At 66.7% G+C, this 24,149-nt stretch carries 23 protein-coding genes; 11 read left to right on the top strand and 12 right to left on the bottom strand.

The genetic code is table 11. The features are described from left to right. The first annotated feature begins 311 nt into the window (after nucleotides 1-311). The 4 genes from JL37_RS02670 to JL37_RS02655 all read left to right on the top strand — a co-directional run bounded on the left by JL37_RS02670 (nucleotide 312) and on the right by JL37_RS02655 (nucleotide 4,847). Complete coding sequence (locus tag JL37_RS02670; protein WP_081954964.1) at nucleotides 312-1,472, top strand: D-alanyl-D-alanine carboxypeptidase family protein; 1,161 nt, start codon at nucleotides 312-314, stop codon at nucleotides 1,470-1,472. A gap of 12 nt (nucleotides 1,473-1,484) precedes the next feature. After that, nucleotides 1,485-2,033 (top strand): hemerythrin domain-containing protein, encoded by a 549-nt coding sequence (locus tag JL37_RS02665; RefSeq protein WP_043541775.1) that lies wholly within the window; start codon nucleotides 1,485-1,487, stop codon nucleotides 2,031-2,033. An 81-nt stretch (nucleotides 2,034-2,114) separates the two neighbouring features. Continuing rightward, nucleotides 2,115-2,987, top strand: a complete 873-nt coding sequence (locus JL37_RS02660; RefSeq protein WP_043541842.1) for a phosphonopyruvate hydrolase — start codon at nucleotides 2,115-2,117, stop codon at nucleotides 2,985-2,987. A gap of 126 nt (nucleotides 2,988-3,113) precedes the next feature. Next, complete coding sequence (locus JL37_RS02655) at nucleotides 3,114-4,847, top strand: SulP family inorganic anion transporter (protein WP_156124199.1); 1,734 nt, start codon at nucleotides 3,114-3,116, stop codon at nucleotides 4,845-4,847. A gap of 57 nt (nucleotides 4,848-4,904) precedes the next feature. On the opposite strand, the gene JL37_RS02650 is transcribed toward JL37_RS02655, so the two are convergent. The 6 genes from JL37_RS02650 to JL37_RS02625 form a co-directional block, all read right to left on the bottom strand. After that, nucleotides 4,905-5,666 carry an ABC transporter ATP-binding protein gene (locus JL37_RS02650; RefSeq protein ID WP_043541839.1) on the bottom strand — a complete coding sequence of 254 codons (762 nt, stop codon included), beginning with the start codon at nucleotides 5,664-5,666 and terminating at the stop codon, nucleotides 4,905-4,907. Nucleotides 5,667-5,722: 56 nt separating this feature from the next. After that, the gene (locus JL37_RS02645) at nucleotides 5,723-7,600 is read right to left on the bottom strand and encodes an ABC transporter permease (RefSeq protein ID WP_043541774.1); all 1,878 of its coding nucleotides are present in this window, start codon (nucleotides 7,598-7,600) and stop codon (nucleotides 5,723-5,725) included. After that, nucleotides 7,600-8,823 (bottom strand): ABC transporter substrate-binding protein, encoded by a 1,224-nt coding sequence (locus JL37_RS02640; RefSeq protein ID WP_043541772.1) that lies wholly within the window; start codon nucleotides 8,821-8,823, stop codon nucleotides 7,600-7,602. The genes JL37_RS02645 and JL37_RS02640 overlap by 1 nt, the downstream gene beginning before the upstream one ends. 154 nt (nucleotides 8,824-8,977) lie before the next feature. Beyond that, complete coding sequence (gene rpmG / locus JL37_RS02635) at nucleotides 8,978-9,145, bottom strand: 50S ribosomal protein L33 (RefSeq protein WP_003810296.1); 168 nt, start codon at nucleotides 9,143-9,145, stop codon at nucleotides 8,978-8,980. Between the two features lie 37 nt (nucleotides 9,146-9,182). Next, nucleotides 9,183-9,419, bottom strand: a complete 237-nt coding sequence (gene rpmB, locus JL37_RS02630; protein ID WP_043541771.1) for a 50S ribosomal protein L28 — start codon at nucleotides 9,417-9,419, stop codon at nucleotides 9,183-9,185. Between the two features lie 337 nt (nucleotides 9,420-9,756). Beyond that, entirely contained in the window at nucleotides 9,757-10,905 is a 1,149-nt protein-coding gene (locus tag JL37_RS02625) for a Bcr/CflA family multidrug efflux MFS transporter (RefSeq protein ID WP_043541769.1), read from the bottom strand. A gap of 204 nt (nucleotides 10,906-11,109) precedes the next feature. Here JL37_RS02625 and JL37_RS02620 point away from each other — a divergent pair, with 204 nt between their 5' ends. From JL37_RS02620 to JL37_RS02600, 5 genes are all read left to right on the top strand, one after another. Continuing rightward, nucleotides 11,110-12,372 (top strand): class I SAM-dependent methyltransferase, encoded by a 1,263-nt coding sequence (locus JL37_RS02620; RefSeq protein WP_156124198.1) that lies wholly within the window; start codon nucleotides 11,110-11,112, stop codon nucleotides 12,370-12,372. Between the two features lie 473 nt (nucleotides 12,373-12,845). Continuing rightward, complete coding sequence (locus JL37_RS02615) at nucleotides 12,846-13,847, top strand: ABC transporter substrate-binding protein (RefSeq protein WP_043541767.1); 1,002 nt, start codon at nucleotides 12,846-12,848, stop codon at nucleotides 13,845-13,847. Nucleotides 13,848-14,079: 232 nt separating this feature from the next. Beyond that, nucleotides 14,080-14,937, top strand: a complete 858-nt coding sequence (locus tag JL37_RS02610; protein ID WP_043541765.1) for a proline/glycine betaine ABC transporter permease — start codon at nucleotides 14,080-14,082, stop codon at nucleotides 14,935-14,937. Beyond that, nucleotides 14,934-16,190 carry a glycine betaine/L-proline ABC transporter ATP-binding protein gene (locus tag JL37_RS02605; protein ID WP_043541763.1) on the top strand — a complete coding sequence of 419 codons (1,257 nt, stop codon included), beginning with the start codon at nucleotides 14,934-14,936 and terminating at the stop codon, nucleotides 16,188-16,190. Before JL37_RS02610 ends, JL37_RS02605 begins: the two co-directional genes overlap by 4 nt. A 112-nt stretch (nucleotides 16,191-16,302) precedes the next feature. Next, on the top strand, nucleotides 16,303-16,677 hold the full coding sequence (locus tag JL37_RS02600) for a tautomerase family protein (RefSeq protein WP_043541762.1): 375 nt from the start codon (nucleotides 16,303-16,305) through the stop codon (nucleotides 16,675-16,677). 239 nt (nucleotides 16,678-16,916) lie between these two features. On the opposite strand, the gene JL37_RS02595 is transcribed toward JL37_RS02600, so the two are convergent. The 3 genes from JL37_RS02595 to JL37_RS02585 form a co-directional block, all read right to left on the bottom strand. Beyond that, nucleotides 16,917-17,885, bottom strand: a complete 969-nt coding sequence (locus JL37_RS02595; protein WP_043541761.1) for a tripartite tricarboxylate transporter substrate binding protein — start codon at nucleotides 17,883-17,885, stop codon at nucleotides 16,917-16,919. Nucleotides 17,886-17,967: 82 nt separating this feature from the next. Next, entirely contained in the window at nucleotides 17,968-18,450 is a 483-nt protein-coding gene (locus JL37_RS02590; protein ID WP_043541760.1) for a MaoC family dehydratase, read from the bottom strand. Further along, nucleotides 18,447-19,694: a CaiB/BaiF CoA-transferase family protein gene (locus tag JL37_RS02585; protein ID WP_043541836.1), complete on the bottom strand. Its 1,248-nt coding sequence runs from the start codon at nucleotides 19,692-19,694 to the stop codon at nucleotides 18,447-18,449. Before JL37_RS02585 ends, JL37_RS02590 begins: the two co-directional genes overlap by 4 nt. A gap of 71 nt (nucleotides 19,695-19,765) precedes the next feature. Between JL37_RS02585 and JL37_RS02580 the strand changes: the two genes are divergently transcribed. Next, the gene (locus JL37_RS02580; RefSeq protein WP_231570277.1) at nucleotides 19,766-20,662 is read left to right on the top strand and encodes a LysR family transcriptional regulator; all 897 of its coding nucleotides are present in this window, start codon (nucleotides 19,766-19,768) and stop codon (nucleotides 20,660-20,662) included. A gap of 7 nt (nucleotides 20,663-20,669) precedes the next feature. Here JL37_RS02580 and JL37_RS02575 read toward each other — a convergent pair whose 3' ends face one another. Continuing rightward, nucleotides 20,670-21,746: a tartrate dehydrogenase gene (locus tag JL37_RS02575; RefSeq protein WP_043541759.1), complete on the bottom strand. Its 1,077-nt coding sequence runs from the start codon at nucleotides 21,744-21,746 to the stop codon at nucleotides 20,670-20,672. 102 nt (nucleotides 21,747-21,848) lie between these two features. Here JL37_RS02575 and JL37_RS02570 point away from each other — a divergent pair, with 102 nt between their 5' ends. After that, a complete protein-coding gene (locus tag JL37_RS02570) occupies nucleotides 21,849-22,757 on the top strand; it encodes a LysR substrate-binding domain-containing protein (RefSeq protein ID WP_043541757.1) in 909 nt (302 codons plus the stop codon). 16 nt (nucleotides 22,758-22,773) lie between these two features. On the opposite strand, the gene JL37_RS02565 is transcribed toward JL37_RS02570, so the two are convergent. Both JL37_RS02565 and JL37_RS02560 read right to left on the bottom strand, forming a co-directional pair. After that, nucleotides 22,774-23,709 carry a dihydrodipicolinate synthase family protein gene (locus JL37_RS02565; protein ID WP_043541756.1) on the bottom strand — a complete coding sequence of 312 codons (936 nt, stop codon included), beginning with the start codon at nucleotides 23,707-23,709 and terminating at the stop codon, nucleotides 22,774-22,776. Between the two features lie 42 nt (nucleotides 23,710-23,751). Continuing rightward, the gene (locus JL37_RS02560) at nucleotides 23,752-24,135 is read right to left on the bottom strand and encodes a RidA family protein (RefSeq protein WP_043541754.1); all 384 of its coding nucleotides are present in this window, start codon (nucleotides 24,133-24,135) and stop codon (nucleotides 23,752-23,754) included. Between the last annotated feature and the right edge of the window lie 14 nt (nucleotides 24,136-24,149).

Here is a 24,149-nt window from a genome sequence, read left to right as displayed (position 1 = left end):
CGGTTATCGGCATTTAACGCTACGCGCCCGATGATAGCGGAAGAGTGGCGGTAAATGCGGCTTTCCAGCGGGTTTTCAGCCGTTGTTTGTTGTTTTCAACGCAGAAAGTGCCTTCTACAAGGGTTCCGGCAAGATGTCGTGACATTCATCGCGCTTTCTTGCATGGTGCGGCGAAGAGTGAACCAACCGCGCCGCGCGTGTTCCAATTACGGGCGGCGCGGGAGAGGGCCGCACGGCCGGATGCCTGCCTGAAGGCGTCCGGAGGCGTTTCCCGCGAGATGAAAACAACGCATGGAAAGTGAAGCAGCTATATGTTTATGAAGAAGTTGGCGGCGAGCCTGATCGTCGCGGCCGCGTGTGTTTCGGGCGCGGCGGCGCAATCCATGCCTGCGCCGGTGCTGTCGGCGAAGGCATGGCTCCTGCTGGACGAGACCAGCGGACAGGTCATCGCCTCGCATGCTGCGACGGACCGGATAGAGCCCGCGTCCCTGACCAAGATCATGACCGCCTACGTCGTGTTCGAGGCCCTGAGCAAGAAAGAATTGTCGGCCACGCAACTGGTGACCGTATCGACCCGCGCCTGGAAAGTGCCTGCCGGCAGCTCGAAGATGTTCCTGGAGCCGGGCTCCAAGGTGTCGGTGGACGATCTGCTGCGGGGCCTGATGATCCAGTCCGGCAATGACGCGGCCATCGCCCTGGCGGAGGCGGTGTCGGGCAGCGTCGAGGCCTTCGTGGCGCGGATGAACGCCACCGCCGCGAAGCTTGGCCTGCACGCCACGCATTTCGCCAGCCCGCACGGGCTGCCGGATCCGGGCACTTATTCCACCGCGAGCGACCTGTCCGTGCTGGCAGCGCGCTTCATCCGCGACTACCCCCAGCTTTACCAGCGCTACGATTCCGCCAAGCAATTCACCTATAACAAGATCACGCAGCCGAACCGCAACCGGCTCCTGTGGCTGGATCCCAGCGTCGACGGCCTGAAAACCGGGCACACCGAGGCTGCCGGCTATTGCATCGTGGCCAGCGCGAAGCGGCCCAACGGCAAGGACGAGCGCCGGCTGATCACGGTGGTTGTCGGAACGGCGTCGGACAAGCTGCGCACCCAGGAGAGCCGCGAGTTGCTGGAGTGGGGCTTTCAGGGGTTCAATACCATCAAGCTCTACGCGCGGGGCGAGGCGGTAGCCACCCCCGAGGTCTGGAAGGGCGAAAGCGACAGCCTGAAGGTGGGCTTCGAGCGCGACGCCTACGTGACGGTGCCCGCCGGCGCCAAGGTCGAGAGGGTCTGGACGCCTCAGGATCCGTTGGTTGCGCCGATCGCGGCCCAGGCCACGGTGGGCGAGGTGCGCGTGCTGGTGGACGGCAAGCCCGCCATGCAATTCCCCGTCGTGGCGCTGGAGCCGGTGGCCGAGGCTGGATTCGCGGGGCGGGCGTGGGATTCCATCCGCTTGTGGTGGCGCGGCCACGCGGGATAACGGAGGTGTGCGATGGCGGTGAGTTTTCCAGGAGGTCCGGCGCCAGCGCCGGGGGCGGACGATCCGCTGGCCTTGCTGTCGGCCTGCCACGGGCGCATCGCCCGCCAATGCGCCACGCTGGGGCGGCTGGCCGCTCATCTGCCGGCGCACGGCAGCGATGCCGCGGCCCAGACTGCCGCGGCCAGCGTCCTGCGGTACTTCGACACCGCGGCCGCGCATCATCACGGGGACGAGGAAGAGGACCTGTTCCCCGCTTTGATCGATTCCATGGCCGGGTCCGACGCCGTCTGCCTGCACGCGCTGGTGGACGGGCTGGTGGCCGAGCACCGGCAGTTGGCCCGGCGCTGGGAGCCGCTGCGCCAGGCGCTCGCCGAGATATCCCGGGGCCGGCCCGCCGAGCTGCCCGCCCATGAAATCAAGGAATTCACCGAGGCCTACGCCGCGCACATCCGGCGCGAAGAGGACGAATTGCTGCCCATGGCCGCCAGGCTGATCCCCGACGACGCGCTGGCCGCCATCGGGCAGGCCATGAAGTCGCGGCGCGGAGGCGAGGCGGGCTGAGCTCGCGGCGCAGCCCCGATTGGCGCTACGATGCGCGTAGCCGGCGCGCGCCGCGCCGGGTTTTGCGCAACCTGTCCCGCCATGAACCGCAACGCTCGCTTCCGCCAGAAATTGCAGGATCCCGCCTTGATGCACGCCATGTCGGCGCATAATCCGCTGTCCGCCAGGCTGGCGGCCGAGGCTGGGTTCGACGCGATCTGGGGCAGCGGCTTCGAGCTCTCGGCGAGCTACGCGGTGCCCGACGCCAATATCCTCTCTTTCGGGCAGCACCTAGACATGATGCGGGCAATCGCGGCCGCGGTGGACGTGCCGCTCATCGCCGATATCGATACGGGATTCGGCAATGCGGTCAACGTGTCCTACGTCGTGCCCCAGTACGAGGCGGCCGGCTGTTCGGCCATCGTGATGGAGGACAAGACCTTTCCCAAGGACACCAGCCTGCGCGCCGCCGGCCGCCAGGAGCTGGTGCGGATCGAGGAGTTCCAGGGCAAGGTCGAAGCCGCCTGCGGCGCGCGCCGCGACCCGGATTTCTGCGTGATCGCCCGGACCGAGGCGCTGATCGCGGGGATGGGCCAGAGCGAGGCGCTGGCTAGGGCCGCGGCCTACGAGGCCGCTGGCGCCGACGCGATCCTGATCCATTCCAAGCAAAGCACGCCGGACGAAATACTGTCCTTTGCGGCGGCTTGGCGCGGGGGCGTTCCTTTGGTGCTGGTGCCGACCGCGTACCCGCAACTGCGCGAGTCCGACATCCAGGCCCTGGGCAACGTGGGTCTGGTGATCTACGGTAACCACGCCATCCGCGCGGCCGTGGGGGCCATGCGCGACGTCTTCGCCCGCATCCGCCGCGATGGCGGCATCCATGAAGTGGACGCCAGCCTGCCGGCGGTCAAGGAAATCATCGCGCTGCAGGGCGATGCGGGCATGCGGGAACTGGAGCGCCGCTATCTGAAGTAGGCGGGCGCGTTGCGCGCGCCGGGTCTAGAGATTACGCTAGACGGCCTTGCGCGCGCCCGAGAGGCTGGCGGCAGGGCCGATTCAAGAGCAGACGCCAGGGGACGAGAAGGGATGATGCAAGGGGTAATGAACGTCGCGAGCCGGCTGTTCGGGCCGTGGGTCAACGAGGTCAGCGCGCTTACTTTGCGCGCGGACCTGGCGGCGGGCCTGCTGGGCGCATTGCTGGTGCTGCCGCAAGGCGTCGCGTTTGCCATGCTGGCGGGCCTGCCGCCCGAGTACGGCCTGTATTCCGCCATCGTGCCCTGTATCGTCGCGGCGCTGTTCGGTTCCAGCCGGCACGTCATGTCCGGCCCCACCAATGCCAATTCGCTGGCGCTTTATGCCGTCCTGACTCCCCTGGCCGCCGCGGGCAGCCCGGGATACATACAGTTGGCGCTGGCCGTGACCGTGCTGGTCGGGGTGATGCAATGGCTGGTGGGCACCCTGAGGCTGGGATCGTTGGCGCATTTCATCTCGCCGTCGGCGCTGTTCGGCTTTACCAGCGGCGCGGCCCTGCTGATCGCCGTGCATGCCTTGAAGGACGCGCTGGGCTTGCCAGCGCCCGATTCCCACGGCGCGGGCGCTTTGCTGGCAAGCCTGGGCGCGAATATGGAGCGGATCCATTGGGGCGCGCTGCTCGTGACGCTGGCGACCCTGGCCGTGGCCTTGCTGGTGCGCCGGCTGGACAAGCGCAAGCCATACATGCTGGCCGGGCTGGCGGCAGGCTTGGCGGCGGCCGCGGCGTTCAATGCGCTGACCGACGGCGAGCCTGTGTCCGTGCTGGGCGCCATCGCCCAGCCCTGGCCTCCGTTCCAGGTGCCCAGCGTCGACTGGCGCGCCTTGCCCGACCTGCTGAGCCTGGCCTTCGCGCTGACCATCGTGGCCCTGGCGCAATCGATTTCCATCGCCAAGGCCGTGGCCACGCGCTCGGGCCAGCGCATCGACGCGAACCGCGAATTCGTGGGGCAGGGGCTGTCGAACATCGTGGGCGGCTTCTTTTCCTGTTACCTGTCCTGCGGCTCGCTGAATCGGTCCGTTCCCAACTACGAGGCCGGCGCCAAGACGCCGCTGGCCTCCGTGTTCTCGGCCTTGCTGCTGATGGCGCTGGTGGCCTTGTCGGCGCCCCTGCTGGCCATGATTCCCCACGCCGCCATTTCGGGGTTGCTGTTGCTGGTCGCCTGGACCTTGCTGGACATTCCGCGCTGGAGGCAGCTGATCCGGACCCAGCCCAGCGAATGCGTCATCGCCGGCGCAACCCTTGCCGCCACCGTCACGATCCGCATGGAGGTGGCGATTCTGCTGGGCACGGTGCTCTCGCTGATGGTCTATCTGCACCGAACCTCGCGTCCGGCGATGCGCACCATGGGATTCGATGCGCGCGGCCCGGAGCGGCGTTTCGTGGTGCTCGAGCACCAGCCGGAGGCCTTGCCGGAATGCCCGCAGCTGAAGCTGCTGCGCATGGAGGGTTCCGTCTACTTCGGCGCCGCGACGCACGTGGCGCAGCGCCTGCACGAACTGCGGGCGGCGCCCGGCGCGCCGCGCCACCTGCTGGTGATGGCCAAGAGCATGAACTTCATCGACCTGGCCGGCGCCCAGGTCTGGGAAGACGAGCTGGCCGCAAGACGGGCAATGGGCGGCGACCTGTATTTCCATCGGCCGCGTCCGGAGGTGCTGGCCATGTGGCGCCGCACCGGTTTCCTGGAGCGCCTGGGCGAGGACCACGTGTTTCCCGACAAGGCGACGGCGCTGCGCACCATCTATGCCAGGCTGGACCGCGGCATCTGCGCGGGCTGCCAGGCCAGGATCTTCTGGGAATGCTAGCCCGGGGATTCCAGGCAGCCCTGAGCCCGTCACGCGGCAGGCCGCGGGGAGCGGGCCTCAGGCCGGCGGCGCCTCTGTGCCGAGATAGGCGGCCTTGACCCGTTCGTCGGCGGCGATCGCAGCCGGTTCGCCTTCCGCCAGCAGGCCGCCGCGCACCAGCACCGCGATGCGGTCGGCGTGCTTGAATACCACGTCCAGGCTGTGCTCCGTGAACAGGACGGCCATGCGCTGCGTGTCGGCCAGTTGGCGGGTCAGCCGCATCAGGGCGTGGCGCTCGTTCGTGGCCATGCCGGCCGTGGGCTCGTCCATGAGCAACAGGCGCGGCTGGTGCGCCAGCGCCATCGCGAGCTCGACCCGCTTGACGTCCCCGTAGGCCAGCGTGCCGCAAGGCTCGGCGGCCTTGTCCGCCATCTGCACCTGCGACAGCAGGGTCATCGCCTCGTCGACCGCATGCCGGGCGGCGCGGCGCCAGGGGGTGAAGAGGAGCCGGTCGCGCGACAGCAGCGCCGTTTGCACGTTCTCCCGCACCGTCATGGACTGGAAGGTCGCTGCCGTCTGGAAGCTGCGGCCCACGCCCAGCCGGCAGATCTTGCCGGCGGACAGGCCCACCAGTTCGCGCCCGTCCATCAGAACCGAGCCGGAGTCGGGGCGCAACTGGCCTCCCAGCACGTTGAAGCAAGTGGACTTGCCTGCGCCGTTGGGCCCGATCAGCGCCAGCATCCGGCCTGCCTCCAGGGTGAAGGACACGCCGGCCAGCGCGTCGATGCCGCCGAATGATTTCCGCAGGTCGCGGACCTGCAGCAAGGGAGCGGCAGTCACTGGAGCACCTTCGTGTTCCGCAATTCGGTATTCGCCTTTGGGGCGGCCCGGCAGGCTCATGCGCGCCTCCCGGCCAGCCGCGCCGCGGCGCCCGCAAGGCCTGCGGGGAAGACCATGACCAGGGCCAGGATGGCCAGTCCGAGCACGGCGTGCCAGTACTCGGTGCTGCGGGCGGCGGCATCCTGCAGCCAGGTGTAGGAGGCCGCGCCCACGAGCGGGCCGGCCAGCGTTTGCAGGCCGCCCAGCAGCACCATGACCAGGCCGTCCACCGACCGGCTCACGGCCAGCACGTCGGGCGCGATGCTTCCCTTGGAAAATGCATAGAGCGAACCCGCCAGCCCTGCGGCGAAGGACGCTGCCACGAAGCCCGCCCATTGCACGCGGCGGGTGTCCATGCCGAGCGCTTCGGCGCGCAGCGAAGAATCCCGCACGCCGCGCAGCGCATAGCCTAGCGGCGAGAACGCCAGCCGGCGCAGCCACCAGACGCCCGCGGCGCAGAGCGCCAGGGTCAGGTAGTAGAACCAGGGGCCGCGCGCCAGCCACGCCGATGGCCACAGGCCGATCAAGCCGTTGCTGCCGCCCGTCACGTCGTCCCATTGGTAGGCGAGCGCCCACAGGATCTGCGCCACCGCCAGGGTCAGCATCGCCAGGTACACGCCGGACAGCCGCACGCAGAACCAGCCGAACAGCAGGGCGCCGAACGCGGCGGCGAAGGGGCCGAGCAGCAGCGCCGCTTCCATCGGCACGGACGCCAGTTTCAGCAGCAGCGCGGCGCCATAGGCGCCCAGGCCGAACCAGGCGGCGTGGCCGAACGACGTCATGCCCGCCAGCCCGGTCAGGAAGTGCAGGCTGGCGGCAAACAGCGCCGCGATCAGGATTTCGGTCAGCAGGATGCCCAGATAGGGCCATTGGATGGCCGCGACCGGGGCTAGCGCCAGCAAGACCAGCAGCGTGCCGTAGGCGAACCGCAGGCGCGGACCCGCAGGCGCAATGGGGCGTTCTGCCGCGACGGCATGGGACGAGGGCCCGGGCGGCTTGCCCAGCAGGCCCCAGGGCCGCACCACCAGCACGATGGCCATGACGGCGAATTCCGCCAGCAGGGTGAGCTTGGACAGATTGAAGATCCAGGGGCCGACCTGTACGGCGCCCAGGAACACGAACAGGGCCTTGGTCGAGCAGATGAGCAGGGCGGCCAGGAAAGCGCCGGGTATCGACCCCAGGCCCCCCACGACGACGACCACGAAGGCGCTGGCGATGATCTCCAGGTCGAGGCCTAGCGTGGCGGGGACGCGCGGGGCGGCCAGGGCGCCGCCCAGGCCGGCAAGAAAGGCGCCCAGCGTAAAGGCCGAGGTGAAGAGCCAGGCCTGGTTCACGCCCAGCGCGGCCAGCATCTGGCGGTTTTCGGCGGCGGCGCGCAGCAACCGGCCCCAGCGGGTGCGCATCAGCAGCAGCCAGAGCAGGCCCAGCACGACAGGGCCCGCGGCGATCAGCAGCAGGTCGTATTCGGGATAGCGGCGGCCGAGGATCTGCACGGCGCCCGACAGGCCTGGGGCGCGCGCCGCGAATAGATCCTCGGGCCCCCAGATCGCCAGCGCCGCGTCGCCGATGATGAGCACCATCGCAAACGTGGCCAGCAGCTGGAAAAGCTCGGGGGCCTGGTACAGGCGCTTGAGGACCAGCCGCTCGATCGCCGCCCCGATGGCGCCTGTCGCCAGCGCGGCCAGCAGCAAGCCGGCCCAGTAGCCCGCGCCGTCGCCGAAATAACCGGTGAAGGTCCAGGCGAGATAGATCCCCAGCATGTAGAACGAACCGTGCGCGAAGTTCACGACACGGGTCACGCCGAAGATCAGCGACAGGCCTGCAGCCACCAGGAAGAGCGCGCTGGCGTCCGCCAGGCCATTGAGCAGCTGCAGCAGCAGTCCGGAAAGACTCATCAGTGCGCCGGACGCATCTTGCGGACCTGTTCGTCGGGCGGCTGCAGGCGGGCGCCGTCGATATAGGCGAAGTCCTTCATGACGCCCTTGCCGTCTTCCACTGCGGTCACGCCCACGTAGACGCCCATGGTCGATTGATGGTCGATCTTGCGGTACTGGATCTGGCCGTAGGGCGTGTCCACCTTCAGGCCCGCGAACGCGTCGACGAGTTTTTCGGTGTCCACCGCGCCGGCGGCCTTCAGCCCCTCCGCGATCGACATGAGCGAGGCGTAGCCGACGACCGAACCCACCTTCGGATTTTCGTTGTAGCGCTTCTTGTAAGCCTCGACGAAAGCGGTGTTGGCCGGGGTGTCGATGGCGTACCAAGGGTATCCGGTGACGATCCAGCCCGTGGGCGTGTCGGCGCCCAGCGGCTCCAGGTATTCGGGTTCGCCGGACAGCACCGAGACGACGGCGCGGTTCTCGAACAGGCCGCGCGTATTGCCCTCGCGCACGAAGCGGGTCAGGTCTGCCGCGAACAGCACGTTGAAGATCGCATCGGGCTTGGCGTCGGCCAGAGCCTGCACGACGGCGCCGGCGTCCACCTTGCCCAGCGGCACGGCTTGCTCGGCCACGAATTCCACGTCGGACTGGAAGGACGTCATCATGGCCTTGAACGTGGCCACCGCCGATTGCCCATATTCATAGTTGGGGTAGACGATGGCCCAGCGCTTCTTGCGCAGGGCCAGCGCCTTGGGGGCCAGGGCCGCGACGTGCATCCAGGTGGAGGGGCGCAGCCGGTACGTGTAGCGGTTGCCGTCCTGCCAGGTGATCTTGTCCGTGAGCGGCTCGGCCGCCAGGAAGAACACCTGCTGCTGCTTGGCGAAGTCCGTCAGCGCCAGGCCGGTGTTTGAGAGAAATCCTCCGAACAGCAGTTCGACTTTTTCGCGCGCCAGCAATTCCTGGGCCGCGCGCACCGAATCGCCGGGGTTGCCGTTGTCGTCGCGCGAAATGACTTCCAGCTTCCTGCCCAGCACGCCGCCCTGGGCGTTGACCTGTTCAAGCGCCAGCTGCCAGCCCTTCTTGTAGGGGCCCAGGAAGGCCGGAATCGCCTTGTAGCTGTTGATCTCGCCGATGCGGATCGGCGGCTCCTTGTCCTTGGCGTGGGCGGCCGGCGTCAAGGCCAGGGTCAGGAGAGCCGGCGCGAGGGCTCGGCGCAGCAGGGTAAGGCAGGGACGGAGCATGGCAGTATCGCGTGGAGAGGAATCGAGGCGCCCCGTGGGAGGGGCGGCGGCCCAATTGAAGCATGTGTCTTCGCCGTGCCGCAATAACGCAGCGATGAAAAACAAAAAGGCCCTGCATTGCAGGGCCCTTTTGCTACCTCGGATACCGGCCGAATTACTTCAGCTTGGTTTCCTTGTAGTCGACGTGCTTGCGAGCGACGGGATCAAACTTCTTGATCAGCATCTTCTCGGGCATGTTGCGCTTGTTCTTGGTGGTCGTGTAGAAATGACCCGTGCCGGCGGTCGACTCGAGCTTGATCTTTTCGCGGATACCTTTGGCCATGTCGTGCTCCTAGTATGTAGATTGGCGGGATGGCCGATTAGGCGATTTCGCCGCGGGCACGCATTTCGGCCAGGACGGCGTCGATGCCGTTCTTGTCGATCGTGCGGATGGCCTTGGCCGAAACACGCAGGCGGACCCAGCGGTTTTCGCTTTCAACCCAGAACCGGCGCGATTGCAGGTTGGGCAGGAAGCGGCGCTTGGTCTTGTTGTTCGCGTGCGAAACATTGTTGCCCACCATCGGGCCTTTGCCGGTCACTTGGCATACGCGTGCCATGGATGCACCTCTTTGTGTCGTTCTTTTCGCGCATCGCTTGGGGGTAGACGGGGGTTCAGCCGCCGGGCTGTACAGAAGCATCGCGTGTTGCGAGTGCTGCTTTGCCGGCCACCCAGTCTTAGTGGATGGGGAGGAACCGGTGTTCAGGTTCGTCCCTGTGCTTATACCCGCTGCCTGCCACCCGCGAATCTTTCCAGACGGTTCCGGAAAAAGAATCTTGACGCTACGCGGTTGGGGTCAGAGTGCCGAACTACAAAGCATAGTAGTCCTGCACGGGAAACTTCATGTGAAGACTTAGATTCTAATACGAAAAACGTAAATAAATCAAGCAGACAGGCTAGCGGGTGTGCAATTGCGCCACGCGGCCGGAAAACCAGGACAGGCAGGCGCAGACCGCCAGCGTGGTGGTCAGGGGCAGCGCGCTGTCCGCTTGCCAGGCGCTGACCGCGAAGCCGGCGAGCGCGCCGCAGGACAATTGAAGTGTCCCCAATAGCGCGGACGCGGCTCCCAGCCGCTTGCCCTGTTCCGCCAGCGCCAGCGCCGCTGAATTGGGGTTCACGAAGCCCTGGCTGCCCATGTAGCAGATCAGGCACAGCATCAGCAGGGGCAGCGTCATCCAGCCCGCCAGCGTCAGCGCGACGGCCGCCAGGCTGGCGCAGGCCAGCGACATCAGCGCGCTGCGCTGCAGCTGGCGCGGTGTGTAGGTGCGCAGCAGCCGGGCGCTGATCTGCGAGCAGACGATGAGCGACAGCGCGTTGGTGCCGAACAGCAGGCCGTAATACTGCGGAGGCACGCCGTACAGCTCGATGAAGACGCGCGGTGAACCGATGATGTAGGCGAACATGCCGGCCTGGCCGAAGCCGCCGGCCAGGCTGTGCGCCATGAAGCCGCGGTGCGCGAACAGGTCGCGGTAGTTCCGCAGGATGGTGCTCCAGCGCAGCGGCACGACGCGGTCGGGCGCAAGCGATTCCTTCATGATCTTGAGCACCGCTATCATCAGCATCGCGCCGCCCGCCAGCATGACCCAGAACAGGCTGCGCCAGCTGGTGATGGCCAGCAATTGCCCGCCGATCAGCGGCGCGAGGATGGGGGCGAGGCCCATGATTAGCATCAGCAGCGACAGGGCGCGCGCGGCTTCATGGGTTTCGTAGTGGTCGCGGATGACGGCGCGCGGGATCACGATGCCGGCGGCGCCGCCCATGGCCTGCACCACGCGCCAGCCGGTCAGCGCTTCGACCGACCCGGACAACGCGCAACCCAGCGAGGCAATCATGAACAGCGTCAGGCCCACCAGCAGCGGAGGCTTGCGCCCGTAGCGGTCGGCCATGGGGCCGTAGAAGACCTGCGCCATCGCCAGGCCGATCAGGTAGGCAGCCAGCGTGCGCTCGACGTCGCCGCGGGATACGCCCAGGTTCGCCGCGATCGTGGGGAACGCGGGCAGGTACATATCGATGGCGAACGGGCCGATGGCCGTCAGCGCGCCCATGAGAATAAGCCAGCCGGGCAGACCGCTGCGGAAAGAATGTGATGGGGGCATGAGGATCGCGTTACAACGCAGGACAGGGCGCCGATGCGGTTTGTTGCATGTTTTGGGCCAAGTCAGCGACTGTATCACGCATAACCTTACATGCAAGTTTCAGCAATTTTCCGATAAAGTCATCGGCGTCCGTACGCATCCAGGGGAGTAGCCGTGAATCCTTTGTTGTCTGTGGTGGAGCGCAAGCTGCAGGCCTTGCCCGTGACCGTCCAACTGGTGCTGCCCGACGGCACCGTGCTGGGGGCGCCCGACCCCCGCGTCCGTTTCGTCGCCCATGACAAGACCGCGCTGGCGCACCTCGCCGAAGGCGCGGTCGGCGTGCTGGGGCAGGACTACGTGGAAGGCCGGATCGATATCGAAGGCAATATGCGCGACGTCATGGCCGCGGCCGCCGCGCTGCTGCCCGGCTCGCCGGTGGACGCCGCCAGGGGCGGCTGGCTGACCGAACTGGTGCGCAAGGTCGTGTCGGTCTGGCGCCACTCGGTGGAGCGCGACGCGAAGCAGATCGAATTCCATTACGACCTGTCCGACGACTTCTATGCGCTGTGGCTGGATCCGCGCCGGGTCTATTCCTGCGCCTACTTCCGCCGGCCGGACATGAGCCTCGCCCAGGCCCAGGAGGCCAAGCTGGACCACATCTGCCGCAAGCTGCGCCTGCGCGAGGGCGAGCGCTTCCTAGATGTGGGCGCGGGGTGGGGCGGGTTGCTGCTCTGGGCCGCGGAAAACTACGGCGTGGATGCCACGGGCATCACGCTGTCGCGCAACCAGCATGCGCACGTCAACCGGCTGATCGAGGAAAAGGGCCTTGCGGGGCGCGTCCGCGTCGAGCTGCTGGACTACCGGAAGCTGGACGAATCCACCCCTTACGACAAGATCGCCTCGGTGGGCATGTTCGAACACGTGGGGCGGGCGCAGCTGGAGGGGTATTTCGCCAAGCTGCGCCGGCTGCTCAAGCCGGGCGGATTGATCATGAACCATGGCATCACCGCCGCGGGGGTCTACAACGCCGAGCTCGGCAACGGCATGGGCGAATTCATCGAAAAGTACATTTTCCCCGGCGGCGAACTGACCCATATCAGCGTCGTGATGGAGGCCATGACCAACGGCGGGCTGGAAGAAGTGGACGTGGAAAACCTGCGGCCGCATTACGCGCGCACCTTGTGGGCGTGGAGCGACGCGCTGGAGGCGCGCCTGCCCGAAGCCGCCGGGATCCTGGGGGGCGAACAGGGCGAGCGCTCGCTGCGCGCGTACCGGCTCTACCTTGCCGGGTGCGCCATGGCGTTCGAGCACGGCTGGATCGCCCTGCACCAGATACTGGCGCAGCCCCCGGCCACGGGGCGTCCGGACGAACTCGACAACCCCGCAGACCTCGCCTATCCATGGCGGCGGGACTACATGTACGGGGAAGGGCGCTAACCCGGGAAGCTGGGCCTGGTCATGCCCGCCCAAGAGGGTCGAAATGGGCATTCCAGGCCGTTTTGAAATCGCTGGAATGTATTAATAAGAATATATATTTAACTAAATGTAAACTCGATTCCGAATCAAATTCCCTTAGGGAAAAACGGCGATTTCCCTGTGGTCGATCGGGGTTATCCCGCACTCATTTTTCCCGAAATGTTTCTGTTTTGTTCAGGGGTGGGGTTGGGTTGGGCATCAATTTCGTTTAAGATGCTCGCTTCTTCGTTCAGTTTGTTCACTTTCTGTGGGTTTTCAAAAACTGCGTTTTTGAAACTCCTGTCTTGCAAGACCCCGCATCCTCGCGGAGGGTCTTGTTGCTAGTGTCGGTTTGTATTGGCGGTTCTGCCCGTCTTCCGCACAACCCCCTTAGCTCCATGGCACCCACGGGCCCAGCCCTGCGTGTGTCCCTGAACCTATGGAGGCAAAAGCCAATGCGTTTTACCCCTGTCAAGACCCTGGCCGCCGCGGCCGTGTTCTTTGCATTTGCCGGTTCGGCCCAGGCCGCCGACGCCGCCCAATGCGAGCTCAAGCGTCCAGTCAATTTCGGCGCAATGAACTGGGAATCCAACCTGGTTCTCGTTGACGTCGAGCGTTTCATCATGGAAAAGGGCTACGGCTGCAAAACCGAGACCCTGCCTACCGAGACCCTTCCGGCGCTGGCCGCGCTCGAGCGCGGCGACCTGGACATCAACACCGAGATCTGGCTGAACAGCGTCGCCGATCCCTGGGACCGCGCCGAGAAGACCGGCAAGGTCAAGCGCATCGGCGACCTCTACATGGGCGCCGAAGCCTGGTACATCCCGCGCTACACGGCCGAGCGCCTGCCGGAACTGAAGTCCGCGGCCGACCTGCCGAAGTTCAAGGACGAGTTCAAGGATCCGGAAGAGCCCGGCAAGGGCCGTTTCTACGGCTGCCCGGCAGGCTGGGGCTGCGAAGTGACCAGCAACAACCTGTTCCACGCCTTGAAGCTGGACGACACCTACACGCTGTATTCGCCCGGTACGGGCGCGGCGCAGAAGGCGGCCCTGATGTCGGCCTACAAGCGCAAGCAGAACGTCGTTTTCTACTACTGGTCGCCCACGCCGCTGGTCGGTTCGATGGACCTGGTCAAGCTGGACATGCCGCCCTATGACGCCGAAAAGCACAAGTGCCTGACGTCGCCCAAGTGCGCCAATCCCGAGCCCAGCGCCTATCCTGACAATCCCGTCTTCACCGCGGTAAACACCAAGTTCTCGGAGGAAGCGCCCAAGCTCACCGAATTCCTGTCCAAGGTGTCGGTGCCGCTGCCGGTGATCAACGAAACCCTGGCCCACATGGAAGAGACCGGCGACGAGTCTACCGCCGTGGCCAAGTGGTTCCTGAAGAACAAGCCCGACGTCTGGACCAAGTGGGTCCCCGCAGACGTCGCCGGGCGCGTCCAAAGCGCGCTCTAACCTGCCGTGAGCCTGGCAGCGCGCCACCATGGCGCGTACCGGCCCTACCTCGGGCCGGACTGCTTTGCCGGGATGGCCGCCGGCCGGGCGAGGTTGCCCGGCCAGATGCGCGCTTGTGCCGCCGACTTGGCGGGCCGCTTCCGCCCTGGAAGCCCCTTGGTTTCATTGTCTTGCGCGATGCCGCGGCCTGCGGCGGCACGGGCGATGAGCGCGCCAGAATGGAGTAGAACGAATGTTTCCTGAAATTATTCCCGCCCGGCAGGTCCGGGGGGCGATCGACGGTTTCGTCGATCATTTGGTCACCAACTACGCGGACACGCTGGAAACCCTGTCCCAGCCCGTCCTGCATGCGCTGGTGTGGCTGGAGCAGGTGCTGCGCAGCTCGCCCTGGTGGGCGGTGGTCGCCGTCACGGTGGCGATCGCGTGGGGCGTGAGCCGCCGCATCGGCCTGAGCCTGGCGATGGGCGCGCTGCTGTGCGTGATCGGCGTGCTGGGCCTATGGGACGCCGGCATGCAGACGCTGGCGCTGATGATCATGGCGGCCGGCCTGTCCGTGCTGATCGGCATTCCTCTGGGCGTGCTGATGGCACGGGTCAACTGGCTGCGTTCCGGCATGCTCCCCGTGCTGGACGTGATGCAGACCATGCCCAGCTTCGTGTACCTCATTCCGGTCGTCATGCTGTTCGGCCTGGGCAAGATCCCCGCGATCATCGCCACGGTCATCTACGCCGTGCCGCCGCTGATCCGCCTGACGGACCTGGGCATCCGCCTGGTCGACCGCGAAGTGCTGGAAGCGTCGCGCGCCTTCGGCGCCAATCCGCGCCAGCAGCTTTTCGGCGTGCAGCTGCCGCTGGCGCTGCCCAACATCATGGCCGGCATCAACCAGACCACCATGATGGCGCTGTCGATGGTGGTGATCGCGTCCATGATCGGCGCGCGCGGCCTGGGCTATGAAGTGCTGCTTGGGATCAACCGTCTGGAAGTGGGCCGCGGCCTGCTGGCCGGGCTGGGTATCGTGGTGCTGGCCGTGCTGTTCGACCGGATCACGCAATCGTATGGACAGCGCATGCGCATGGGAGGCCAGCGATGAGCAAGATCGAGGTCAAGAACATCTACAAGATCTTCGGGGCGCACCCGAAGAAATGGCTGGAAGCCGCCCAGGGCGGCATGAGCAAGGAACAGCTGCTGGCCGAAAGCGGCCACACGCTGGGCCTGCGCGATATCAGCCTGTCGATTGAAGAGGGCAGCATCTACGTCATCATGGGCCTGTCGGGTTCCGGCAAGTCCACGCTGATCCGCCATTTCAACCGCCTGATCGAACCCAGCGCCGGCCATATCCTGGTCGACGGCGTGGACGTGGTCAGCCTGAACAAGCGCGACCTGGAAGTCTTCCGCCAGAAGAAGATGAGCATGGTGTTCCAGCGCTTCGGCCTGTTCCCGCACCGCACGGTGCTGGACAACGCCGCCTACGGCCTGACCGTGCAGGGCGTGGGCCGCGCCGAGCGCGAGAAGCGCGCCCGCGAATGGCTGGAGCAGGTGGGCCTGTCGGGCTTCGAGAACCAGTATCCGCACCAGCTGTCGGGCGGCATGCAGCAGCGCGTGGGCCTGGCCCGCGCGCTGGCCACGGATGCCGAAATCCTGCTGATGGACGAAGCGTTCTCGGCGCTGGATCCCCTGATCCGCCGCGAGATGCAGGATCAGCTGCTGCAATTGCAGGCCAAGCTGAACAAGACCATCGTCTTCATCACGCACGATCTGGACGAGGCCCTGCGTCTGGGCAACCGCATCGCGATCCTGAAGGACGGCGAACTGGTGCAGGAAGGCACGCCGGAAGACATCCTGCTGAATCCGGCCAACGATTACGTGCAGTCGTTCCTGCAGGACGTGAACCGCACCAAGGTGCTCAATGCCACGCATGCCGTGAACCCGGCGCGCCTGACCCTGACCATGCGTTCGCGTCCCGCGCACGCCATGGACCGCATGCGCGCGCTGGACTACGAGTACGCGCCGGTATTGGACGGCAAGCGCCTGGCCGGCGTGCTGACCGCCGAGGCGGCCGAAAAGGCCATCCAGGATGGCGTGCGCGACATCTCCCGCTACGTCGAGGACCTGGCTTCCGTGCCGGCCACGGCGGGCCTGGGCGAAGTGCTGGCCCAGCTGGTCCACAGCGACCAGCCCGTGGCGGTGACGGGCGAGGACGACGAGTTCATCGGCATGCTGTCGCGCAAGAAGGTCGTGGAGCTGGTCACGCCGGCCCTGGCCGATACCGCGGCGCCTGCCGAAGAGGCGGCCTCCGGCCAAGAGGCCGAGCCCGAGTTGGAACATCGGGACCAGGCCGCCTGACAGGGAAGACCCGTATCCGGACTGTGCCTGGGCATGGGCAAAGTCCGGATATGATGGTCAACCGGCCGGATGGCCGGTTTGTCTCCCTTCATTCGGAACATCGGAAGCCGTCATGCCCATTTTGAATGTCCAGATCATGCAAGGCCACTCGGCCGCCCAGAAAGCCACTCTGCTGAAGGCAGCGTCCAACGCCGTCGTCGAGAGCATCGCCGCGCCGTTGCCCAGCGTGCGCATCGTGCTGCAGGAAGTGCCCGCGGAAAACGTGATCGTGGCAGGCGAGATCGGCAAGCGGATGGCGCGCGTGGACGTGGCGCTGATCGAAGGCCGCGACGAAGCCAAGAAGGCGGCCCTGATCGCCGCGCTGAACCAGGCGGTTTGCGCCAGCATCGATATCTCGGGCGAAGACGTGCGCGTGTTGATCCGCGACGTGCCGAAGGTCGATATGGGCGTGGCCAACGGGATCAGCGCCAAGGCTGCGGGGCGCTGAAAGAAGTTTTGCCCCCACGCTGCGCACGCTAGGCGTGCATTGCTGCCCCCCAAGGGGGCTGGCCCGCCTTGGGGCGGCCCGGCGGCGGGCCGGCCATTCTTGCGCAGGCTGGGTACGCTTGCCGCACTGCGCGCGCTTTGCGTGCTTGCTGCCCTTCGAGGGGGCTGGTCCGCCTTGGGGCGGCCCGGCGGCGGGCCGGCCATTCTTGCGCAGGCTGGGTACGCTTGCCGCCCCGCGCTTCAATCCAACTTCACGTTGGCGGCCTTTACCACTTCGCCCCAGCGCGAGATTTCACTTTTTATGTAGGCCGCGTATTCCTGGGGCGTGGACCCTAGCGCCTGAGCGCCTTGCGCCTTGAGCTGCTTCTGCATTTCGGGCGACTGCAGCGCGCGGCGGATTTCGGCGTTCAGCTTTTCAATCACCGGCTCGGGCGTGCCGGTCGGCACCACCACGCCCTGCCACGCTCCCATTTCGAATCCGGGCACCGCCGTTTCCGCCACGGTCGGCACGTCGGGCAGCTGGCCGCTGCGCGCGCTGCTGGTCACCGCCAACGCGCGCAGCTTGCCTTCCCGGATGAAACCGAGCGAGTCGTTCAGCGTGTTCGTCATTACTTGCACCTGCCCCCCGACCAGATCCGTCATGGCCGGGGCGCTGCCGCGATAGGGCACGTGCACCGCGTCGATCTCGAGCGAGCGCAGCAGGAGCAGGGCGCCAAGGTGGGTGACGTTGCCGGCGCCCGCCGAGCCGTACGAGAGCTTGCCTGGATTCTGGCGCGCATACTGGACGAACGACTGGGTATCCTTTGCCGGCACGGACGGATGCACCAGCAGCACCAGCGGAATGACGGCCGTGGACGACACCGGCGCGAAATCCTTGACCGGGTCGAATGCCAGCGACCGGTAAAGATTGGGGCTGAGCGCGATGGAAGAGGTGTTGTAGAGCACGGTATAGCCATCGGGCTTGGCCGCCGCCGCGTATTGCATGCCGATGTTGCCGTTGGCGCCGCCCTTGTTCTCGACCACGACCGTCTGGCCCAGCTGGTCGGTCAACTGCTTGGCCAGCACGCGCGCGACCAGGTCGGTGGGGCCGCCGGGCGGGAACGGCACCACCATCGTTACGGGCCGCTCGGGCCAGGCGGCGGCATGGGCGCCGGCCGCGCTTCCAAGCGCCAGTACGGCCAGGCTGGCCGCCAGCATTGCTTTCTTCATGGTTTGTCTCCTTGTGTTTTTCTGGACGACGCGGATCGCGTCCAGGCGGCGGCGCCCTCTGGGCGGGGCGCTTGCCGCCCGATCAGGCCTCGGGCCTGCCGGCCAGCATGCGGGTGGCCGTGTAGCTCATCACCGGCTTGCCATGCTGGTTGCGGACTTCGATGGCGGACGTGACGACCGCCCGGTTGTGCTGCGAGGTCGGGCGCACGCCGGTCACTTGGATCTCCGCCCAGATGGTGTCGCCCGCGACCACGGGCGCCAGCATTTTCTTGTGGACTTCCAAAAGGGCCAGCCCCGTGCCCTGGACCATGCCCTGCATGATCAGCCCCTCGATCAGGCCATAGGTCAGCGCGCCGGGAGCGGGGCGGCCCTGGATCGCGCCGTGCGCATAGGTGGCGTCGATGAAAATCGTCTCCAGCATTCCCGTCACGCTGATGAAGTTGACGATATCGGTCTCGGTAACCGTGCGGCGGAATGTATGGAAGCGCTGGCCCACGGACAGGTCCTGCCAGTAATAGCCCTGGCCCAGTTGCGCGATGGCGGCGTTGCTGCGGTCTGCGTTCATGCGGGGTTCTCGCTGTTGTCGAGGGTTGTGGAAAGCACGTCGAGCGCGGCGCCCGTCTCCAGGAGCGCGGCGATACGGGTTTCGTCCAGGCCGGCTTCGCGCAGCACGTCGAGCGTATGTTCGCCCAGGCGCGGCGGCATCGTGGCGGGCACGTGGGAATGCTGCAGGCGCACTGGGTTGCGGGGAAAGCGGTAGCGGCTGCCCGACGCGCTTTCCAGCGGCACGAAGAAGTCCACGCTTTGCAGGTGCGGATCGGCCTCCAGGTCCTGCAGGCGGTTGACGGGCGCGGCCGGGATCTCCAGCCGTTCGCACAGGGCGAGCCAATAGGCGGTATCGCGGCGGGCGACGATCTGGGCCTGCAATTCGTACAGCGTCTCGATGTGGCGCGTTCGAGCGGAAATGTCGGCAAAGCGGGCATCTTCCGCCAGGTCGCGGCGGTCCGCGGCGATGAAGAAATCGCGCCAGTGGGCGTCGGTGTAGGGCATCAGGCAGACGTGGCCATCGGCCGTGCGGCAGGGCTTTCGCCAGGGAGTGAGCACGCGCGGATAGCCGGCCTGGCCCGGTTCGTCGGCCAGGTGCCTGCCGTAGTAATGCTCGACCAGCGCGTAGGACGCCATGCTTTCGAACATGGGCACTTCCAGCTGCTGTCCGGCGCCGGTCCGCTCGCGCTGGAACAGGGCGGCCAGGATGGCATGGGCGGCGACCAGGCCGCAGGTCTTGTCGGCCGCGACGGTGGGCAGGTAGCGCGGTTCGCCCGTCTGGCGGTCGACCAGGTCGGCAAAGCCGGACAGCCCCTGGATGATGTCGTCATACGCGGGCCGGCCATCATAGGCGCCGCCCGCCCCGAAGCCATACAGGCCGGCATACACCAGCCGCGGATTGCGCGCGCAAAGCGTTTCCGGACTCAGTCCGAGCGCGGCCATCTTGGCGGGCCGCATGCTGTGCATCAGCACGTCGGCCTGATCCACCATGGTCAGCAGCGCCTGCCGAGCGGCGGCCTGCTTCAAGTCCAGCACGATGCTGCGCTTGTTGCGGTTCAGGCCCAGGAAGATCGCGGCCAGCCCGGGTTCCTGCGCGGGGCCGGTGCGGCGCGTCGAGTCGCCAGCCGGCGCCTCGACCTTGATGACATCGGCGCCGTAGTCGGCGAGTATCTGCGACGCGTAAGGGCCGAACACCACGGACGTCAGGTCCAGGATGCGCACGCCGTCCAGCGCGCCGGCTCGTGGGAGGGGAGTGGCTGTCATGACGGGAATGCTATCGGCCTCGCGCATACGCGTCTAATATGGCTTAGGTATTGGGCGATATGGAATTTGTTATGGCTATCGATCTACGGCAGCTCCGGCAGTTCGTGACCATTGCGGAGCAGGGCAGCTACCGGCGCGCAGCCGATCTGCTGCACATCGCGCAGCCCGCGTTGTCGGTGTCGATCCAGAAGCTGGAACATGCGGTGGGGGTGCCGTTGCTGGTGCGCGGCCCCAAGGGCGTGACGCCGACTCCGGCCGGCCAGGCCTTGATGGCCGACGCCCGCCGGGCGCTGTTCCATTCCGAACAGGCGCGCCAGGCTGCCCGCCGCGTCGCGCTGGGCGAGTGGGGGCTGCTGCGGCTGGGCTTCGTCGGGTCGGCCACGTACATGTTGCTGCCGCGCTGCCTGCCGGCGTTCCGCGCCCGGTATCCGGATCTGCAGCTGGATCTGCGCGAGGACAGCACGGTAGGGCTGGTGGCGATGCTGCGCGCCAACGATATCGACGCCGGCCTGGTGCGCGGCCCGCTGGCGGAGGACCCTGGGCTGGATTCCTGGGTGGTGGAGCGGGACGACCTGATCCTGGCGGTGCCGGCGGGGCATCCGCTGGCAGCCGGCGGTCCGGTCCAACTGGAGCGGGCGCGCGCCGAGAACTTCGTGCTGTATTCGCCCTTGAAAGTGCCTGGCCTGTACGGCGTGGCGCTGGCGCTATGCCGCAAGGCGGGCTTTTCCCCGCGCATCAGCCAGGAAGCGATCCAGGTGCAGACCTTGGTCAGCCTGGTCGCCAGCGGGATGGGCCTGGCGCTGGTGCCGGGCGTGACCCGGGCGTATTCCACGCCGCACGTCGCGTTCGTGCCGCTGGCCGACGCCGATGCGCAGAGCGCGCTGTCGCTGTCGCTCGTCACGCACCGCGATACCTCGTGCGCCTCGGTGCTGCGGCTGCGCGACAGCATGCTGTCGCGCGCCGATTGACGCAGCCTTAGGCCGCGGCCTCGATGTGCGCCGCGATGGCAAGCCCGAGTTCTTCGGTGCTTGCCTGTCCGCCCAGGTCGGGCGTGCGGGGGCCGTGCTTCAGGCAATGCTCGATCGCCCGCAGGATCGCGTCATGCGCTTCCTCGCTGCCCAGGAATTGCAGCATCAGCGCGCCCGACCAGATCATGGCGATGGGATTGGCGATGCCCTTGCCGTAGATGTCCGGGGCCGATCCGTGCACCGGTTCGAACAGCGAGGGGAATGCCCGTTCCGGGTTCAGGTTCGCCGACGGCGCGATGCCGATGGTGCCCGTGCACGCGGGGCCCAGGTCCGACAGGATGTCGCCGAACAGATTCGACGCCACCACCACGTCGAACCGCTGCGGCTGCAGTACGAAGCGCGCGGCGAGGATGTCGATGTGCTGCTTGTCGGTCTTGACGTCCGGATACTGCCGGGCCATGGCGTCGGCACGCTCGTCCCACCAGGGCATGCTGACCGCGATGCCGTTGCTTTTGGTCGCCACGGTCAGCGCCTTGCGTTCGCGCCGGTTGGCCAGTTCAAAGGCATAGCGCATGACGCGGTCGGTGCCGTGCCGGGTGAAGACGGATTCCTGGATGACGATTTCGCGGTCCGTGTCGGCGAACAGGCGTCCGCCCAGGTTGGTGTATTCGCCCTCGGTGTTTTCGCGGACGATGAAGAAATCGATGTCGCCCGCCTTGCGTCCGGCCAGCGGGCAGGGCACGCCGTCGAACAGCCGCACGTGGCGCAGGTTGATGTATTGGTCGAATTCGCGGCGGAACTTCAGCAGCGACCCCCACAGGGACACATGGTCCGGCACGGTGGCGGGCCAGCCCACCGCGCCGAAGAAGATGGCGTCGTAGCCTTGCAGCTGCACCTTCCAGTCGGGCGGCATCATTTCGCCGTGTTGCGCGTAGTACTCGCAGTTGGCCCAGGGAAAGGTGTCGATCTGCAGCGGCACGCCGAAGCGCTTGGCGGCGGCGTTCACCGCCCGCAGGCCTTCGGGCATGACTTCGTTGCCGATGCCGTCGCCGGCGATGGCGGCGATTTTGAATACTTGGGACATGATGGTTTGCGTGGGAGTAAGGGAAACGGAACGGAAACGATGGTAGGCGTCCGCACGGCCTATCTACAATAGGCCGTCCCGTGAAATTACTATGCACGAATCATGAATAATGATTTTCTTCCCGCCGATTTGCGCGTCCTCTGTGCGGTGGTGCGAGCCTCCAGTTTCTCGAAGGCGGCCGAGGACCTGGGCATGTCGCCCGCCTACGTCACCAAGCGCATCCGCCTGCTCGAGGAAGGCCTGGGCACCAGGCTGTTCCATCGCACGACCCGGCGCGTCGTGATCAGCGAGGCGGGCGAACGCGTCTACCACTGGGCTCAGCGCATCCTCGACGACGTGGACCACCTGGTCGAGGAGGTGGGCATCACCCGGCGCGAACCCCGGGGGCTGCTGCGGGTCTGCAGCAGCTTCGGGTTCGGCCGCCGGGTGGTAGCGCCCGCGCTGTCCGCGTTCGCCGCCCAGCATCCCGCGGTGCAGGTCCGCTTCGAGGTGTTCGACCGCCTGGTCGACGTGGCGGCGGAGGGATATGACCTGGACGTGCGTGTGGGCGACGACATCGCGCCGCACGTCATCGCGCGCAAGCTCGCCGGCAATCACCGCGTGCTGTGCGCCGCGCCGGCGTACCTGCGGGCGCGGGGCGCGCCGCGCACCCTGGCCGACCTGGCCGCCCATGACTGCCTGGTCATCAAGGAGCGCGACCATCCCTTCGGCGTCTGGCGCATGCGCAGGGGCGGCCGCGAACATACGGTCAAGGTTCGCGGGCCGTTATCGGCCAACAATGGCGAGATGGTCGTGCAGTGGGCGGTGGACGGCCGGGGAATCATCCTGCGCTCGGCCTGGGACGTGGGGCCGTTGATCGCACAAGGCAAGCTGGAGCAGGTGCTGCCGGCCTACCGGCAGGAGGCCAACATCTGGGCCGTCTACCCTTCGCGACTGAGCGCCTCGGCCAAGATCCGCGCGTGCGTGGAGTTCCTGGCCGAGCACATGCGCGCGCAGGGGTTCCGCGAATGACGGAAACCCCGCGGCTTCAGGCCAATGCGGCTTCCAGCCTGCCTATCAGGCGGCCCAGTTCGGCGTGGTCCGTGGCGTCCAGCATCGGGCCGGGGCGACGCACGTAGGCCGAACGGATCGCGCCGCGGCGGCGCAGCGTTTCCTTGCGCAGGGCCAGGCCGATGCCGTACTGGAACTCATGCCGCAGCAAGGGCAGGTAGATGTTGAACAGGTCCTCCGCTGCTTCCGGCTTCCCCTCGTGGAACAGGCGGCAGACCTGCACCAGCATCTCGGGATAGGCGAACCCCGTCATGGCGCCATCGGCGCCACGCAGCATCTCCTGCGGCAGGAACAGGCCGCCATTGCCCACCAGGATGCTGATGCGCCGCCTGCCGTCCGCCACGCTTTTTTCGCGGACCTGGCTCAGCTTGCGCATGCCGGGAAAGTCCTCGTGCTTGAGCATGACGATCTGCGGAAAGGCGTCGACCAGGCGGTGTATCACTGCGACCGATGTATGCACGCCCGTGGATTGGGGGAAATCCTGCAGGCAGATCGGGATGTCCCGGCCGAGCTGGGTGGCGATGTTCGCGTAGTATGCGTAGACTTGCTCGTCCGTCTTCAGGTTCGGCACGGGCGCAATCATGACGCCCGCCGCCCCGAGCGACATCGCTTCATGCGACAGGCGCTCGACGTTGCGGTCCGATGCATCGCTTACGCCGACGACCACCGGAACGCCGCCTTCGACGCGCTTCAGCACGCGCCGCATCACCGTCGTGGTCTCAGCCTCCGTCAGCTTGGGCGCCTCGCCCATCATGCCCAGTATCGTGAGGCCGGTTACGCCTTTCTCCAGATAGAAATCCGTCAGGCTGTCGACGCTTTCCAGGTCCAGCTCGCCGTTGTCGGCGAACGGGGTGGCGGCGATGACGTAGACGCCCTTGCTTGTCTCGTTGATGAGCCCGCTGCGTGCGCTCATGATTGAAAGTCCCTCCAAGTCAGGATAGTTCCGCCCGGGCCGTCAGGCCTGGCGGGCCAGCAGCACCGCGTCCACTTCGATGTCGAAACCCGCGAAATTGGACTGGGTCAGGGTTCGCGCGGGAGGCGGATCGCCGACATAGCCGGCATAGATGGCGTCGAACTCCTTGGCATCGGCCGGGTTTTTCAGGAAGACGCTGACCTTGACGGCGTCGCGCAGCGACGAGCCCGCCGCTTCCGCCGCGGCCTGGAGATTGTCGAGGGCCATCCGCGCCTGTTCGGCGAAGGGCTTGTCGCCGTGGCGCACGTTGTGGACGTCTCGCGGCGTCTGGCCGGAAAGGAAAATAAGGCCCTGGGCCTGGATGGCGACGCTGTAGGTACCGGCGGGCGGGGGCGTGCGGTCGCTGGAAAATGCCTTGCGTGTCATAGGAGATCTCCTGT

Origin of the sequence: Achromobacter sp. RTa (assembly GCF_000757485.1) — a bacterium.
Classification (GTDB): Bacteria; Pseudomonadota; Gammaproteobacteria; order Burkholderiales; family Burkholderiaceae_B; genus Achromobacter.
Note: the sequence above shows the minus strand (reverse complement) of the source record. Positions and strands in the feature narration are given on the sequence as shown.